At 66.6% G+C, this 15,636-nt stretch carries 15 protein-coding genes and 1 riboswitch; of the genes, 8 read left to right on the top strand and 7 right to left on the bottom strand.

Annotation, left to right across the window (positions count from 1 at the left end):
• Nucleotides 1-23: 23 nt before the first annotated feature.
• Together dnaG and rpoD are read left to right on the top strand one after the other, a co-directional pair.
• Nucleotides 24-1,946: a DNA primase gene (gene dnaG, locus FPV16_RS04045; RefSeq protein WP_227436271.1), complete on the top strand. Its 1,923-nt coding sequence runs from the start codon at nucleotides 24-26 to the stop codon at nucleotides 1,944-1,946.
• 199 nt (nucleotides 1,947-2,145) lie between these two features.
• Nucleotides 2,146-4,146 (top strand): RNA polymerase sigma factor RpoD, encoded by a 2,001-nt coding sequence (gene rpoD / locus FPV16_RS04040; RefSeq protein WP_227436269.1) that lies wholly within the window; start codon nucleotides 2,146-2,148, stop codon nucleotides 4,144-4,146.
• A gap of 132 nt (nucleotides 4,147-4,278) precedes the next feature.
• Here rpoD and FPV16_RS04035 read toward each other — a convergent pair whose 3' ends face one another.
• Nucleotides 4,279-4,668 (bottom strand): hypothetical protein, encoded by a 390-nt coding sequence (locus tag FPV16_RS04035; protein ID WP_227436267.1) that lies wholly within the window; start codon nucleotides 4,666-4,668, stop codon nucleotides 4,279-4,281.
• 163 nt (nucleotides 4,669-4,831) lie between these two features.
• On the opposite strand from FPV16_RS04035, the gene FPV16_RS04030 reads away from it, so the two are divergent.
• The 5 genes from FPV16_RS04030 to FPV16_RS04010 all read left to right on the top strand — a co-directional run bounded on the left by FPV16_RS04030 (nucleotide 4,832) and on the right by FPV16_RS04010 (nucleotide 9,262).
• Nucleotides 4,832-6,082, top strand: coding sequence for an adenylate/guanylate cyclase domain-containing protein (locus FPV16_RS04030; protein WP_227436463.1), 1,251 nt, complete (start codon nucleotides 4,832-4,834; stop codon nucleotides 6,080-6,082).
• Between the two features lie 65 nt (nucleotides 6,083-6,147).
• Nucleotides 6,148-6,278, top strand: a riboswitch (TPP riboswitch).
• Nucleotides 6,279-6,380: 102 nt separating this feature from the next.
• A complete protein-coding gene (gene thiO, locus FPV16_RS04025) occupies nucleotides 6,381-7,574 on the top strand; it encodes a glycine oxidase ThiO (protein ID WP_227436461.1) in 1,194 nt (397 codons plus the stop codon).
• On the top strand, nucleotides 7,571-7,783 hold the full coding sequence (gene thiS, locus FPV16_RS04020; protein WP_227436266.1) for a sulfur carrier protein ThiS: 213 nt from the start codon (nucleotides 7,571-7,573) through the stop codon (nucleotides 7,781-7,783). Before thiO ends, thiS begins: the two co-directional genes overlap by 4 nt.
• A gap of 16 nt (nucleotides 7,784-7,799) precedes the next feature.
• A complete protein-coding gene (locus FPV16_RS04015) occupies nucleotides 7,800-8,594 on the top strand; it encodes a thiazole synthase (RefSeq protein WP_227436265.1) in 795 nt (264 codons plus the stop codon).
• Complete coding sequence (locus FPV16_RS04010; protein WP_227436264.1) at nucleotides 8,591-9,262, top strand: thiamine phosphate synthase; 672 nt, start codon at nucleotides 8,591-8,593, stop codon at nucleotides 9,260-9,262. The genes FPV16_RS04015 and FPV16_RS04010 overlap by 4 nt, the downstream gene beginning before the upstream one ends.
• Before the next feature lie 41 nt (nucleotides 9,263-9,303).
• Here the strand turns inward: FPV16_RS04010 and FPV16_RS04005 are convergent, their stop codons facing one another.
• The 6 genes from FPV16_RS04005 to map all read right to left on the bottom strand — a co-directional run bounded on the left by FPV16_RS04005 (nucleotide 9,304) and on the right by map (nucleotide 15,143).
• Complete coding sequence (locus tag FPV16_RS04005; protein WP_227436263.1) at nucleotides 9,304-10,053, bottom strand: peptidase; 750 nt, start codon at nucleotides 10,051-10,053, stop codon at nucleotides 9,304-9,306.
• Nucleotides 10,054-10,110: 57 nt separating this feature from the next.
• Entirely contained in the window at nucleotides 10,111-10,938 is an 828-nt protein-coding gene (locus tag FPV16_RS04000) for a transglutaminase family protein (RefSeq protein ID WP_227436262.1), read from the bottom strand.
• Nucleotides 10,939-10,974: 36 nt separating this feature from the next.
• Nucleotides 10,975-11,919 (bottom strand): alpha-E domain-containing protein, encoded by a 945-nt coding sequence (locus FPV16_RS03995; RefSeq protein ID WP_018044837.1) that lies wholly within the window; start codon nucleotides 11,917-11,919, stop codon nucleotides 10,975-10,977.
• A gap of 68 nt (nucleotides 11,920-11,987) precedes the next feature.
• The gene (locus tag FPV16_RS03990) at nucleotides 11,988-13,427 is read right to left on the bottom strand and encodes a circularly permuted type 2 ATP-grasp protein (protein WP_018044836.1); all 1,440 of its coding nucleotides are present in this window, start codon (nucleotides 13,425-13,427) and stop codon (nucleotides 11,988-11,990) included.
• A 139-nt stretch (nucleotides 13,428-13,566) separates the two neighbouring features.
• Nucleotides 13,567-14,286, bottom strand: a complete 720-nt coding sequence (gene radC, locus FPV16_RS03985) for a RadC family protein (RefSeq protein WP_227436261.1) — start codon at nucleotides 14,284-14,286, stop codon at nucleotides 13,567-13,569.
• A gap of 26 nt (nucleotides 14,287-14,312) precedes the next feature.
• Entirely contained in the window at nucleotides 14,313-15,143 is an 831-nt protein-coding gene (gene map, locus FPV16_RS03980) for a type I methionyl aminopeptidase (RefSeq protein ID WP_227436260.1), read from the bottom strand.
• Between the two features lie 212 nt (nucleotides 15,144-15,355).
• Between map and FPV16_RS03975 the strand changes: the two genes are divergently transcribed.
• A complete protein-coding gene (locus FPV16_RS03975; protein ID WP_227436259.1) occupies nucleotides 15,356-15,610 on the top strand; it encodes a zinc-finger domain-containing protein in 255 nt (84 codons plus the stop codon).
• Nucleotides 15,611-15,636: the final 26 nt, after the last annotated feature.

Below are 15,636 nucleotides of genomic sequence, written 5' to 3'. Positions count from 1 at the left end.
GCCTGCAAAGGTCTGGTTCACCCGTGCGTTACCCACCCCACATCCTCGAAGAGATCAGGGCGCGGCTTCCCGCCTCCGACGTGGTCGGGCGGCGCGTGCGGCTGAAGAAGGCGGGCCGTGAGTGGCGCGGGCTGTCGCCGTTCAATTCGGAGAAGACCCCGTCCTTCTACGTCAACGACCAGAAGCAGTTCTATCACTGCTTCTCGTCCGGCAAGCACGGTGACGTCTTCACCTTCCTGATGGAGACCGAGGGCCTTAGCTTTCCCGAGGCGGTGGAGCGTCTGGCCGGAGAGGCGGGGGTGACCCTGCCCGCGCCCAGCGCCGATGCGCGGGAGATGGAGACGAAGCGCACCGGCGCCTTCGAGGTGATGGAACTGGCGGCCGCCTATTACGAGGATCAGCTCAAGGGCCGCCTCGGCACCAGCGCCCGCGCCTATCTCGACCGGCGTGAGCTAGGCCTCGAAATCCGCTCGCGTTTCCGCCTCGGCTACGCCACGTCGGAGCGCTACGGCCTGCGCGATCATCTCGCCGCGAAGGATGTGGACAAGGAGCTGATGGCCGAACTCGGCCTGCTCGTCAGCGGCGACGACATCGCCGTCCCCTTCGACAAGTTCCGCGACCGGGTGATGTTTCCCATCACCGACAGCCGGGGCCGGGTCATCGCCTTCGGTGGCCGCGCCATGCAGGCCGACGCCAAGGCGAAGTACATGAATTCGCCGGAGACCCCGCTCTTCCACAAGGGGCAGGTGCTCTACAACCTGCATGGTGCCCGCAAGGCCGCCCATGACCGCGGGACGATCATCGCCGTGGAAGGCTATGTCGACGTCATCGCCATGACCATGGCCGGGCACCCGAATGCCGTCGCCGGCCTCGGTACGGCCTTGACGGAGGAGCAGCTGGCGCTGCTCTGGCGCCATGCCGACGAGCCGATCCTGTGTTTCGACGGCGACGGCGCCGGCCAGCGCGCGGCGTTCAAGGCGCTCGACGTCGCCCTGCCGGGGCTGACGCCGGGCAAGTCGCTTCGCTTCGCCCTCCTGCCGGAAGGCCAGGACCCCGACGACCTGCTCCGCTCGGCCGGCGCCTCCGCCATCGACCGGGTGCTCGACGGAGCCCGACCCCTCGTGGAGGTGTTGTGGTCGCGCGCCACCGACTCGACGCCGACGGATACGCCCGAACGCAAGGCCGGCCTCGCCAAGGGCTTGCGCGAGATGGTCGCCTCGATCCGCGACGAGACGGTGCGGCGGTTCTACAAGGACGAGATCGAGGGGCGCCTCCGCGCCCTCTCTCCCGGAGGCGGTGGCGGCCAGCGCCGGACCGGCTACGAGCCTCGGAGCAGCGGAGGCTCGACGTTCCAGCGCAAGCCGAGGCCGGGAGACCCGCCGCCCTCGCCGCGAATCACCACGAAATTCAATCCGCTCTTTGCCGGGTCGACGAATTCCGGCGGGACGGCTATGTTCAGGGACCGCGAGGCGATGATCGTCTCCTCTCTGCTCGCCCACCCGGAATTGTTGGGGATAGAAGCCGAGGATCTGGCGGCGCTGGAACTCGACGATCCCGATGCGCAGGCGTTGCGGTCCCTCCTGCTGGATCAGGCGGCGGATGCCGATCAGCCCGATGTGGAGGTTCTGGAGAGCCGGTTGCGGAGGGCGGGGCTCGACGGCGCGGCCATGCGGCTTGCCACCCATGTCCGTCCGGGGGACCGCTGGACGCTCGATTCGCACGCGGACCGGATGCGTCTGGAAGACGCATTGCGTCAGGCCGTGATCTTGCACCGGAAGTCTGGAGCGCTAAATAGCGAACTTCGCGCTGCCGAGAGAGCACTGGCCGAGGAGGGATCCGAGGCCAACTTCGCTTGGCTATGTGACGTCAAGGGACGTATGGCCGTGATCGCAGGGGCAGAGGCAGAGGCCGACGAGCCTGAATCGGACGATACAGCGGCCGCGTAACCGCGACGAACCGGAATTTAGGGTGCCGCTCGCGGCACATGGTTAACAGTCGGTCAAGCGTAGCGCTTGTAGACCGGGATATGAGATATCGACGCGGTCGCTTCGTGCGCGCCGCACATCAACGAGAATGGCGGCGTGGACGACGCGGAGTGAGCCGAACGCTCCCGCTCAACGCGACCAGGGCAACAATAGGCGGACCATGGCGACGAAGGCAACGGAACGGGACGAAACGGATGCTGCTCCTGAGCAACAGACGGACGGACCGCTCCTCGATCTGACCGATGCCTCGGTCAAGCGGATGGTGAAGCTCGCCAAGAAGCGCGGCTACATCACCTACGAGGAGATCAACGAGGTGCTGCCCGAGGGCCAGTCCGATCCGGACCAGCTCGAGGACGTGCTGTCGCAGCTCTCCGAGATGGGCATCAACGTCGTCGAGGCGGAAGAGACCGAGGATGCCGGTGGCGACAAGCCGGCCAACGGCGAAGCTTCCGAAGACGACGATGCTGCCGAGGGGACGGAAGTCGCCGAGATCGCGCCGACCAAGCCCTTGGCCGTGCGCGAGACCACGGCCAAGGAGCCCACCGACCGGACCGACGATCCGGTGCGGATGTACCTGCGCGAGATGGGCTCGGTGGAGCTACTGTCCCGCGAGGGCGAAATCGCTATCGCTAAGCGCATCGAGGCCGGCCGCGAAGCCATGATCGCGGGCCTCTGCGAGAGCCCGCTGACGTTCCAGGCCATCATCATCTGGCGCGACGAACTCGTCGACGGCCGCGTGCTCCTGCGCGACATCATCGATCTCGAAGCCACCTATGCCGGACCGGACGCCAAGAATGCGCCGCAGCTCACCGAAGGTGAGGATGGCGACGAGGCCGAGGCGGAGGCACCGATCCCCGCCGAAGGCGGCGACGATGACGACGACATGGAGAACAACGTCTCGCTCGCGGCCATGGAAGCCGAGATCAAGCCGCGCGTTCTCGAGACGTTCGACAACATCGCCAACAACTACAAGAAGCTGCGCAAGCTCCAGAACGAGCATGCCGACCTGAAGGCCGGCGGCGCGACGCAGACTTCCGCCCAGAGCCAGAAGCAGTCCGATTTCAAGGATACCGTCGTCGCCGACGTGAAGTCGCTGTCGCTGAACTCGAACCGCATCGAAGCGCTGGTCGAGCAGCTCTACGACATCAACAAGCGCCTCATCAGCCATGAGGGTCGCCTTATGCGCTATGCCGAGAGCCACGGCGTCGCCCGCGACGAATTCCTGCGCCACTACCAGGGCTGGGAGCTCGATCCGAACTGGATGGAGCGGGTCGGCAAGCTCGGTGGCAAGGGCTGGAAGAACCTCGTCGAGAAGGGCGCCAAGCAGGTCGCCGACCTGCGCGAGCAGATCCTGACGCTCGCCTCCGAGACCGGTCTCGAGATCGGCGAGTACCGCAAAATCGTCAACATGGTCCAGAAGGGCGAGCGCGAAGCCCGTCAGGCCAAGAAGGAGATGATCGAGGCCAATCTCCGCCTCGTGATCTCCATTGCCAAGAAATACACCAACCGCGGCCTGCAGTTCCTGGACCTGATCCAGGAAGGCAATATCGGCCTGATGAAGGCGGTCGATAAGTTCGAGTATCGCCGGGGCTACAAGTTCTCGACCTACGCCACCTGGTGGATCAGGCAGGCGATCACCCGCTCCATCGCCGATCAGGCGCGCACCATCCGCATTCCGGTGCACATGATCGAGACGATCAACAAGATCGTTCGGACCTCGCGCCAGATGCTCCACGAGATCGGGCGGGAACCCACTCCGGAAGAGCTGGCCGAGAAGCTGGCCATGCCTTTGGAGAAGGTCCGAAAGGTCCTCAAGATCGCCAAGGAGCCGATCTCTCTCGAGACGCCCATCGGCGACGAGGAGGATTCGCATCTCGGCGATTTCATCGAGGACAAGAACGTCGTTCTGCCGATCGATGCAGCGATCCAGTCGAACCTGCGCGAGACCACGACCCGCGTGCTGGCCTCGCTGACGCCGCGCGAGGAGCGGGTGCTGCGCATGCGCTTCGGCATCGGCATGAATACCGACCACACCCTGGAAGAGGTGGGTCAGCAATTCTCGGTGACCCGCGAGCGCATCCGTCAGATCGAGGCGAAGGCGCTGCGCAAGCTCAAGCACCCGAGCCGTTCGCGCAAGCTGCGGAGCTTCCTCGACAATTGAGGGCGGCCCGGCCGCCTCTTTCGTGATGAGGGACTGTCTATCGAAAACGACAAGGGCGCACCGAAGGGTGCGCCCTTGTCGTTTCAGGTCACATCTTCACGCCGGGAGAGGCTACTCTCCGTCGCCGATGCCTCACTGGCTCCCCGCTCGTGCCGGATCGAAGCCGCGCTTGCGCGAGTAGATGCTTTCGGCGTCGGGCATGACGGCGCCCGCCACGGGGGTCACGCGCCCGGCGACGTGCTGCTTCTGGCGAGACCCATCCGTCCTGCAACCCGTGCACAAAGAGGCGATGGCCCGTTCGCCGCGGCGGGCGATGCGCTCGTTGAAGACCGCCTGACGCCGGCTGCTGGCTTCGTTGGACTCCGAAAAGCTCGACGTCGTCGGAATGCCGGCTTCGTCCTGCGAGGCGGCGGGGGGCTGCACGGGTGTGTTGGCGGCGGGAAGCAGGAGGGGGCCGGCCTGCGCGGCCCCGGTAAGCGCCATGGCGATCACGAGGGCGACGGCACGGGGTGCGAAAGGCATGGGTGGTTCCGATGGCAGGGGTAGAATCTCGGCGTCATGATGAGCCGGTATTGGTCATTTTCACCTTATCATGTCACCAATGGGACGATATTGACCGTCGGACCTGGTGACGAACGTGGCGGCACCCGTTGCCGCCCGCCTCCCTCCGACCCACTTTGGCAACATGCTCGATTTTGGCCCGCCTCATCCCTCGCCGACTGCCGAAGCGGATGGGTCGGAGGCGAACGACGTGCCGTTCGGATCTCTGCAGGAATGTGTCGCCCTAAGGGATTGGCTCCTGAGTGAAGGCGCACGCCTGCCGCAGGCGGACGATCTTCTGGCGGGGATGTCCGAGCGGCTGATCGCCCTGGGCGTTCCCGTCAACCGGGCGTCCACCGCCATCGACACGCTCCATTCCGAGTATTCCGGGGTCGGTCGATTCTGGACCCCCGAGAGCGGATCGACCGTGCGGCTGTTCCCGCATGGGGAAGCGTCCGACAAGGCCTATCACGACAGCCCGTTCTTCACCGTCCACGAGACCGGCGAATGGCTGATGGTCGACCTGAACGACGCGGATGACCTGCAATACTCGATCATCGGCGATCTCAAGGCCGGGGGCTACACGCATTACATCGTGGCGCCGCTGTTCTTCACCAATGGCTCGCGCAACGGCATCACCTTCGCGACCCGCGCCCCGGACGGATTCCGCGACGAGGACATCGCCATACTCCGGTTCGTCATGCCGACCCTGGCGGCGGTGATGGAGATGCGCATCGTCAACAAGACGCTGGATCAGGTCCTTCGCATCTATGTGGGCGACGAGCCTCACCGGGCGATCCTGTCGGGCGATATCCGGCGTGGACAGGTCAAGCGCATCCGCTCGGCCATCCTGTTCGCCGATATGCGCGACTACACTCAGATTTCGGCGAACATGACGCCGGAGGAGGCTGTCGACCTCCTCAACATCTTCTTCGATTGCCTGGTGCCGGCGGTGGAGCGGGAGGGCGGCGAGGTTCTGAAATATCTCGGCGATGGGTTGCTGGCGATCTTCCGCGAGCGTGGCGACGATCTCGGCGGAGCCGCCAAGGGCGCCCTCATCGCCGCCCGTTCCGCCCTCTCCGCCCTCGACGAGGCGAATTCCATCGGCCGTTTCGCGCAGCCCGTGGTCGCCGGCATCGCGCTCCACCATGGCGAGGCAGCCTACGGCAATGTCGGTTCCGGTGCGCGCCTCGACTTCACCGTCATCGGCCGCGACGTGAACCTGGCGAGCCGCCTCGCGCGCCTCAACAAGGTCCTCGGCGAACCGCTCCTCATGTCGAAGCCCTTCGTCGATTTCCTCTGGGACGAGTCGGACTCCCTCGGCGAGCACGATCTCGACGGGTTCACCGAACCGATGGGCGTCTACCGGCCGGGCCGAACACCGGTGGCACTCTGATACCGGCGAGCATGTGAAACGATGTGCGCAGGGATTGACCGGAGCGTGGTCCTTGCCCACATCAGGGGTGTTCCAGGGAGATCCCCGTCAAGGGGCTGAGAAACCGATGAGCGTGGACCTTGGGTCCGCGCGGCGCGGAAATCCTTTGAACCTGAACCGGCTCATACCGGCGTAGGGATTGGACCGCGGGTTTTTCCGTCAAGGAACCCGGCACGCTTCGGATCAGAAGCTGAAGGATACCAATCTCTGCGGATCATCGCGGAGGTTCCTTTTGGACGTCTCAGCCACCCCGACCCCCCTGTCGCGCCGGACGACCGGTCTCGTCATCGACGGCAACGCTCTGCCCGCGCGAAGCGACGTCGTGATCGTCGGCGCCGGTCTGATCGGCCTCTCCGCGGCCTGGCGCCTGGCTCGGGCGGGTCTCACCGTCACGGTGATCGAACGCGACACCGTGGGCGCCGGTGCGAGTCTCGCGGCCACGGGGATGCTCGCGCCCGCGGCGGAACACGAACCGGGGTCCGATCCGCTGCTTCCCCTGGCCCTCGAGAGCCTGGCGCGCTGGCCGGGCTTTCGCGATGAACTTCAGGCCGCCTCCGGTATCGGCATCGACTACCGGGAGGAGGGGACCCTCGTCCTGGCCATCGGCCGCGACGAGGTCGACCGTCTGCGCTTTCGGCACGACCTCCAGATCCGGTCCGGGCTCACGGCGCGCTGGCTGTCGGGGGCGGAGGTCCGTGCCCGCGAGCCGGCGCTTCGCCCCTCCGTCACCGCCGGACTGTTCTGCGCGGAGGATCATCAGGTCGACCCACCCCTCGTCATGGCGGCGCTCACCCGCGCGGCCCAGGCGGCCGGAGTGTCCATCGTCGAGCAATGTCCGGTGGAGGCGCTGGATTGGGAAGGCGGCCGCGTCAGGGGCGTCATGACGCCCCTCGGATCCGCGTCGGCCGAGACCGTGATCCTGGCAGCGGGCGCCTGGAGCGGGGAGGCCGGGCTTTTGCCGGACGAACTCGCCCTGCCGGTTCGGCCGATCCGCGGCCAGTCGCTGGCGCTGAAGACCACCGCCCGGACGGGCAACCTCTCGCACATGGTCTGGACCGAGCAGGTCCACATGGCTCCCAAGGCCGATGGTCATCTCATCGTGGGGGCCACGGTGGAGGATTGCGGCTTCGTTTCGGGCGTCACCGCCGGCGGTCTCTACGCCCTCTTGGAAGGGGCACGGCGCGTCCTGCCCGGAATCGAGGAGATGGAGGTCGCCGCGGTCTGGAGCGGCTTCCGGCCGACCTCCGACGACGATGCCCCGATCATCGACACGCTGGCGCCCGGCCTCGTGGCGGCCACCGGCCATCACCGCAACGGTTACCTCCTGGCTCCCGCCACGGCCGACGCCGTCTGCGCCCTTCTCACCACCGGCGCGCTGCCCGATTTCGCGCGCGGCTTCGGCCTCGCCCGATTCCGGCGGCCCGCGCGGAGCGAGAGGAGGGCTTTCGCATGAAGCTCACCATCAACGGGCACCCGCGCGAGGTCGAGGCAACGGACCTGTCGGCCCTCTTCCGGGTCGAGGCGGAGGAGGCGGGGATCGAAAGCCCGCAGGGCATCGCCATCGCGCTGAACGGCACCGTCATCCGCCGCCGCGACTGGGAGACGACCCCCGTCGCCGAGGGCGACAGGGTCGAGATCGTGCGCGCCATGCAGGGCGGATAGTCGAGGGATCGGGATCATGAACGGACACAGGATCGAAACCGCAGCGGAGGACGCGCTGGTCATCGCCGGCGTGAGCCTGGGCTCCCGCCTCTTCATCGGCACGGCGGGATATCCCACGCAGAGCATCATGGTGGACGCGGTAGAAGCCTCCGGGGCGGAGATCGTCACCGCCTCGATCCGCCGAGTCTCTCTCCAGGGCCACGGTTCGGATACGGTGCGGCGCCTGAAGGGCTATCGCTTCCTGCCCAACACCGCCGGCTGCGAGACCGCCCGCGACGCGATCATGACGGCCGAACTCGCCCGTGAGGCTTTGGACACCAACTGGATCAAGGTGGAGGTCATCGGCGACCGCGAAACGCTCTATCCAGACGTGGCCGAATTGCTGGAAGCTTGCCGCCACCTCGTCGATGACGGCTTCGTCGTGCTGCCCTATTGCAACGACGACCCCGTCGTCTGTCAGCGGCTCGCCGATATCGGCTGCGCGGCGGTGATGCCGATGGGGTCGCTCATCGGCTCGGGCATGGGTGTCGCCAACCCGGCCAATCTCGAACTGATCTGTCGCCGGGCCAGCGTGCCGGTCATCGTGGATGCCGGGATCGGGACGGCCTCCGACGCCGTGGTGGCCATGGAACTCGGCGCCGCTGGCTGCCTCCTCAACACCGCCGTCGCCAAGGCCGACGACCCCGTCCGCATGGCCCGCGCCATGCGCCATGCCGTCGAAGCCGGCCGGCTCGCCCATCTCGCCGGCCGCATCCCCAAGCGGGGACGCGCCGAGCCGTCGAGCCCGCAGCTCGGACTCGTGGGTTCGTGACGCGGAAACCGTCGGGGCTCCTTCTGGTCACGGATCGGGCCGGAAGCCCGCGGGCTTTGGTCGAGAGGATCGAGGCGGCGCTCTCGGGCGGCGCCCGCTGGATCTGGTTCAGGGACCGCGACCTCGACGCGGCCTCCCGCCGGGCGCTTGCTGAAGAACTGATGGGGCCGGTGCGGGACGTGGATGCGAGGCTCATCGTCGGGGGAGACGTGGCGCTCGCCCGCATGATCGGCGCCGATGGGGTCCATCTCGGCGGAGGGGCGATGCCCGTAGACGTCGCGGCGGCGCGGCGGGATCTTTCGCCCGGTTGCCTCGTCGGCGTCTCGGCCCATTCACCCGTGGAGGTGAGCCGGGCCGCCGAAGCGGGCGCGGACTACGCCACACTCAGCCCCATTTTCGCGACACCGAGCAAGCCGGGATACGGGCCGGCTCTCGGCCCGACCATTCTCGAACGCGGTTCAAGACCCGCGATCCCGGTCTTCGCCCTCGGCGGCGTCACCCCGGCGAATGCGGGAGTCTGCCGCGACGCCGGGTTCTCCGGCATCGCCGTCATGGGCGGGGTCATGGGGGCGGCGGATTCACGAGCGGCGGTGCGTGCCTATCTCGATGCCTGGGGCGGCGTCAGCCCGGCGGGTCTGGCGAATGGGATCGCCGGTTCTGCGCGCTAGAATCGGCGACACTCCAAGGGCCTGAACGACGCGTACCGGCTTTAGTGCGCAGCGGGGCCGTAAGGGGGCCGTGGGATGGCCCGATGCGCCGCGCGCAGGGCCGCGGACCAGCGCTCGCGCAGATCGTGGAAGTAGGATTCTCCCGCCTCGATCCGATGGCTCACTTCGAGGTCGAGCCCACCGCGACGGGCCACGGCGATGTCGATGGGCAATCCCACGCCGAGATTCGAGCGCATGGTCGAATCCATGGAGACGAGGCTCACCTTCAGGGCGTCGTAGAGGTCGGTCTCGAACTTGACGGCCCGGTCGAGGATCGGCTTGCCGTATTTGTGCTCACCGATCTGGAGGAACGGCGCATCGGTGCTGCACTCGATGAAGTTGCCCGCCGAATAGATCAGAAACAGGCGCATGGGCTCGTTGCCAATCTGGCCGCCGAACAGCAGCGAGATCGAGAACCGGAGATTGGCCGCCTCGAACCCGGCCTTTTCGATGGCCCGGACGCGACGGATCGCCTTGCCGATGAGCTGGGCCGCCTGGAACATCGTCGTGGTTTCGGTGAGCTTCAGCATCGGCTCGCCATCGTCGCCGGCAACGCCCTCGGCGAGCATGCTGAGCACCGATTGGGTCACGGAGAGGTTGCCGGCCGATGCCAGCATCATCACGCGCTCGCCGGGAACGTTGAAGTGATGCAGCTTACGGTAGGTCGAGATGTCGTCGAGGCCCGCATTGGTGCGGGTGTCGGCAACCATCACGAGCCCTTCCTCGACAAGGAGCCCGACGCAATAGGTCATGATACCGATACCCCTGATGGCCCGAGCAAATCAGGCCATTCTTGACGTTGTGACAGGCTAGACTTGAACGGCGGCCTGGGCCTGTTCGACGCGAAGCTTTACTTCGAGTGTTTCAGTCCCGCCACCCATCCGGCTGCCTCTGATCGGGGCCGCACCTAAATAATCCAGCCCGATGGCGACACGGATATGCGCCTCCGTCGTAGCGATACCATTGGCCGGGTCGAAACCGACCCATCCCAGACCGGGCACCAGAGCTTCCGCCCAAGCATGCCCCGATCCCTGGTCTACCTCGCTGTCGGCGTGGAAGAAATAGCCGGAGACGTAGCGGGCGGGAATTTCCAGATGCCGCGCGGCGGCGATGAAAATATGGGCAAGATCCTGGCAGACGCCCTTTCCGGCGGCGAAGGACTGCGCGGCGGTGGTGCTGGCGCTGGCCGGACCCGGCTCGAACGCGATCGTGTCGAAGACGGCGGCGAGGAGACGGTGAAGGCAGGGAAGGACCGAGGAATCACCCTCGTCGACCACGCTCTTGGCAAAAGCCTGAAGCTCGCCATTGGCCGTCGCGAGATCGGAATCGCGCAAATAAAACACGTCGGGCAGGCGTTCCACGGTGCCGCGGACGATACCGTGCATCTCGTTGGTATCGACTTCGCCGGTCACACGGATCGTCAGGGCGTCGGCGGGCTCGTCGGCCGTGAACCAATGGGTGACGTTGCCGAACCCGTCCTCGCGCTCGCTGATCCGCCCATCCACCGAGGGCTCGATCCGCCAGCGGCGGACATATTGCCCGTCATGGTCGCGCGGTCGAAGGCGAAGAAGCTGGATAAGACCCCGGGCCGGCTGCTCGTAGGTGTAGTTGGTCTCATGGAAGACGCGGATGCGCATGGACGTCTCTTGTAGAACTCGGGATTCGACGGAACCCTACACCAGATATTGTTCGATGACCGCCGCGCCGAGGCGATTGTTCTCGACGATGAAGGCCGTCACGAACTCATGCAGGCCCGATCGGAAGACCCGGTCGATGTTCTCGCCCTCCAGGCGTGCGAGGGTGTTGCTCGCCAGACGCTGGCTCGCGCCGCGGCGGCCATAGGCGTCGGCGATGAGATCGAGATGCTCCACCAGCATGCCGTAGCAATTGGTCAGGGAGCGCGGCATCTGCCGGTTGAGGATCAGCAGATCGGCCACGAGCAGCGGTTTGACGCTCTCGCGATAGACCCAGTGATAGGCGTTGAAGGCCGAGACCTCGCGCAGGATCGTGGTCCACTGGAAATAATCGAGGCTGCCGCCGACCTTCTCCGTGGCCGGCAGCAGGATGCGGTACTTCACGTCGAGGATGCGGGCCGTGTTGTCGGCCCGCTCGATGGCGGTACCGAGCCGCGTGAACCAGTAGGCGTCGTTGCGCAGCATGGTGCGGTAGGCCGAGCCGTCGAAGGCGAGAGACACGCCCTTCACCCATTCGAGGAAGCGGCTGAACTCGTCGCGATTGAGGTCGCGGCCTTCGTAGTTGCGCAGTTCGAGCCAGGCCCCGTTGATCGCGTCCCACATTTCCGTGGTCAGCGCGGTGCGGACGGAGCGGGCATTCTCGCGCGCGGTCTCGATGCAGGACCGGATCGAGGACGGGTTGTGCGGCGAGAAGGCGAGGAAGTTGCACACCGTCGCTTCGTTGACGCTGTCATAGAGCGGCTTGAACACCTCCGGGTCGCCTGCGGAGGCCAGGGCCGACGCCCATTCGTTGGTCTCGCCGCCGCCATAGCTCGAGGGGAGGGCGGCGAGCCGATGGGCCGCATCGAGGATGCGGGCGACGAACTCGGCCCGCTCGGCGTAGCGCGAGAGCCAGTACAGATTGTCGGCGGTCCGGGACAGCATGGGCTTCCGTTAAGGCGATGGGCGAGAAAACGATCCACCCCGCTTCCGAGGTGGGCTTTGGCGTAGCGTCAGGCGTCCAGCACCCAGGTATCCTTGGTGCCCCCGCCCTGGCTGGAATTGACGACGAGCGACCCTTCCTTGAGGGCGACGCGAGTCAGGCCGCCGGGAACGATTCTGATCTCGTCGGAGCCGCATAGCACGAAGGGCCGCAGGTCGACGTGGCGCGGCGCGACGCCGGACGCGACGAAGGTCGGGCAGGTGGACAGCGCCAGGGTCGGCTGGGCGATGAATCCGTCCGGCGCGTGGCGCAGCTTGCGGCTGAAATCCTCGATCTCCCGCTTGGTGGCGTGCGGGCCCACCAGCATGCCGTAGCCCCCCGATCCGTTGACCTCCTTCACGACGAGGTCGGCGAGGTTGTCCATCACGTAGGAGAAGGCCTCCTTCTCGCGGCAGCGATAGGTCGGCACGTTGTGCAGGATCGGCTCCTCGCCGGTGAAGAACTTCACGATCTCCGGCATGTAGCTGTAGACGGCCTTGTCGTCGGCGATGCCGGTGCCGACCGCGTTGGCGAGGGTGACGGTGCCGCGCTCGTAGGCGTTCATTAGGCCGGGCACGCCGAGGACCGAATCGGGCCGGAACACCAGGGGGTCGAGGAAGTCGTCGTCGAGGCGGCGATAGATCACGTCGACCCGGCGTGGGCCTTCCGTGGTGCGCATGTAGACCACGTCGTCCTTGGTGAAGAGGTCGGAGGCCTCCACCAGATCGACGCCGAGCTTGTCGGCCAGGAACGAGTGTTCGTAGAACGCGGAATTGTAGCGCCCCGGGGTGAGCAGCACGACGGAGGGGTCGCGCGTCGCCGTCTGCGGGGCGAGGCTGCGCAGGGTCGCCAGGAGCGCGTCGGGGTAGTTCTCCACCGGTGCCACGCGGTGGCGCGAGAACAGTTCGGGGAAGAGCCGCAGCATGACCTCCCGGTTCTCCAGCATGTAGGAGACGCCGGACGGCGTGCGGGCATTGTCCTCCAGCACGAAGAAGTCGTTTTCGCCGGTGCGGACGATGTCGATGCCGGCGATGTGGACGTAGAGGTCGTGCGGGACTTTGAAGGCCCGCATCTCCATCCGGTAATGCGGGTTGCGATAGACCAGATCGGCTGGAATGATTCCGGCCTTGATGCATTCCTGGGCGCCATAGATGTCGCTGAGGAAGGCATTGATCGCGGTGACGCGCTGCTTCAGCCCGCGCTCGAGGAAGCTCCATTCCGGCTTGGTGATCACCCGGGGGATGATGTCGAAGGGGATCAGCCGCTCGGTGGATTCGTTGGCGCCGTAGACGGCGAAGGTGATGCCGATGCGCCGGAAGAGCATCTCGGCCTGGCTGCGACGCGTGTTGAAGTGCTCGGGCGGCGTCGTCTCGAGCCACGATTTCAGGCTGTCATAGGCTTCGCGAACCGAGGCATCGCCCAGGGCGGCTCCCGGTATCCCATTCATTTCGTCGAACGCAGCGAGCGCCATTCGCGCCTCCCCTTTTATCCCGGCATCTTCGCAAGAGGCGCGCCACCGGGACGATGTGCGCTTCGCAGCAGACCGATGGTGTTGTCCGATCACCGCGACGCGAACGACCCGCGGCGACCCGATCGTCAGAGTAGCACGTTCACATCAGCTTCAACCCCTTCAGGCTCGCGTGTCCATCCCGGCCGAGGATGACATGGTCGTGGACGACGATCCCCAGCGGGTCGAGGATCGCCACGATCTCCCGCGTCATCCTGATGTCGGCCGCCGAAGGCGCCGGATCGCCGGAGGGGTGGTTATGCGCGAGGATGATGGCGGTGGCCGAAAGTTCGAGGGCGCGGCGGGCGACCTCGCGCGGATAGACCGGTGTGTGATCGACGGTGCCGCGCCCCTGGACCTCGTCGGCGATGAGGTGGTTGCGCTTGTCGAGGAACAGCACGCGGAACTGCTCGCGCGGCGAGAACGCCATGGTGGCGCGGCAATAGTCCAGCAGCGCCGCCCAGGAGGAGAGCAGGGGGCGCGCGGCGATGGCGCCCCGCGCCAGGCGATGGCCCGCCGCCTCGATGAGCTTGAGATCGGCGACGACACCCTGGCTGACGCCCTCCACCTCCGCGAGGCGGTTCGGCTCCGCGCTCACCACTTCGGCGAAACTGCCGAACCGGCGGATCAGGGCTTTCGCCAGGGGCTTCACGTCCCGCCGCGGGATCGCGCGAAAGAGGACGAGTTCGAGGAGTTCGTAATCCGGCAGGGCATCCGCCCCGGCCTGGGCGAAACGGGCCCGCAGCCGGTCGCGGTGCCCGAGATAATGCGGAGCGTCCGAGGCCGCCTCGCCGGCGGGCGATTCGAGGGGGAGGCGCGGCATCGTCTTGCCTCCGGATCCCGGCATCGTCAGGCGGAGGGGTCGATCGGCTGATGCAGGCCCTTGGGCGAGTAGGTGAAGACCTCGACGCCCGTCTCCGTCACCGCCACCGTGTGTTCGAACTGCGCCGAGAGCGAGCGATCCCGCGTCACCGCGGTCCAGCCGTCGGAGAGCACCTTCACCGCCGGGCGGCCGAGATTGATCATGGGCTCGACCGTGAAGAACTGTCCCGGCTCGAAGGTCACGTCGTAGCTCGGCTCGACATAGTGCAGGATGGTCGGCGCATCGTGATAGATGCGCCCGAGACCGTGCCCGCAGAAATCGCGCACCACGGAGCAGCGCTCGGCTTCGGCATAGGCCTGGATCGCGCGGCCGATATCCGTGGTCGAGCCGCCCGGCTTGATCGCGGCGATGCCCCGCATGAGGCATTCGTGGGTGATCTCGCACAGGCGTGCCGCCTTGCGCGGCACCTCGCCGACATAGGCCATGCGGCTGCTGTCGCCATGCCAGCCATCGACGATGAGGCAGATGTCGAGATTGACGATGTCGCCGTCGCGCAGGGGCTTGTCGTTGGGGATGCCGTGGCAGACCACATGGTTGATCGAGGTGCAGATCGACTTCGGATAGCCGCGATACAGCAGCGAGGCCGGGTAGGCGCCGTTGTCCATGGCGAATTCGTAGGCGAGGCGGTCCAGTGCCTCCGTGGTGACGCCGGGGGCGGTGGCCTCCATCAGCACGTCGAGGGCTTCCGCCGTGAGGCGTCCGGCCTTGCGCATGCCCTCGAACCCTTCGGGACCGTGAATCGGCGGGCGGGGCGCGCGGCGTCCGCCTTCGACGACGGCCTGTTCGTTCTGGGTCATGAGGAACGTGGTTTCGTAAAAGCGGCTGAGAGACATCCCTCTCTACGGCGGCCTGCGCGGGAGGCCAAGCCTCGACGGGACGGGCTTTTTGCTGGGCTTGGGGAATCGTCGGCGCTAGGCTTGAGGGCGACGAGCGGGTACAGAATGGCCCGGACAGGGCAATGGTGCCCGGGCGGGGCTCAGCTCCGGCGGGCCGGAGGCAGGATCGGGCGATGGCTGACAAGGCGGTGCCGCATTTCCACAACGACCTCGGAGTTGCCCTGATCGCAGTGGGCTCGAAGGAGTTCATGTGCATCGGCGCCAAGCCGCCCTTCGATCATCCGCACGTCTTCCTCGACATGGGGACCGACGACGAGATCATCTGCCAGTATTGCTCGACGCTCTACCGCTATCGCCCCGGCCTGAAGGCCGGCACGGCCGATCCGGCCGCCGCCGTCTGGGATGACCACGGCGCGAAGGCCGCCTGATCGCACACGATTCGCGAGGGCGAGAT

Source organism: Methylobacterium sp. W2, from assembly GCF_020662345.1.
Lineage (GTDB): Bacteria > Pseudomonadota > Alphaproteobacteria > Rhizobiales > Beijerinckiaceae > Methylobacterium.
This window is presented reverse-complemented; position numbering and strand designations above follow the sequence as displayed.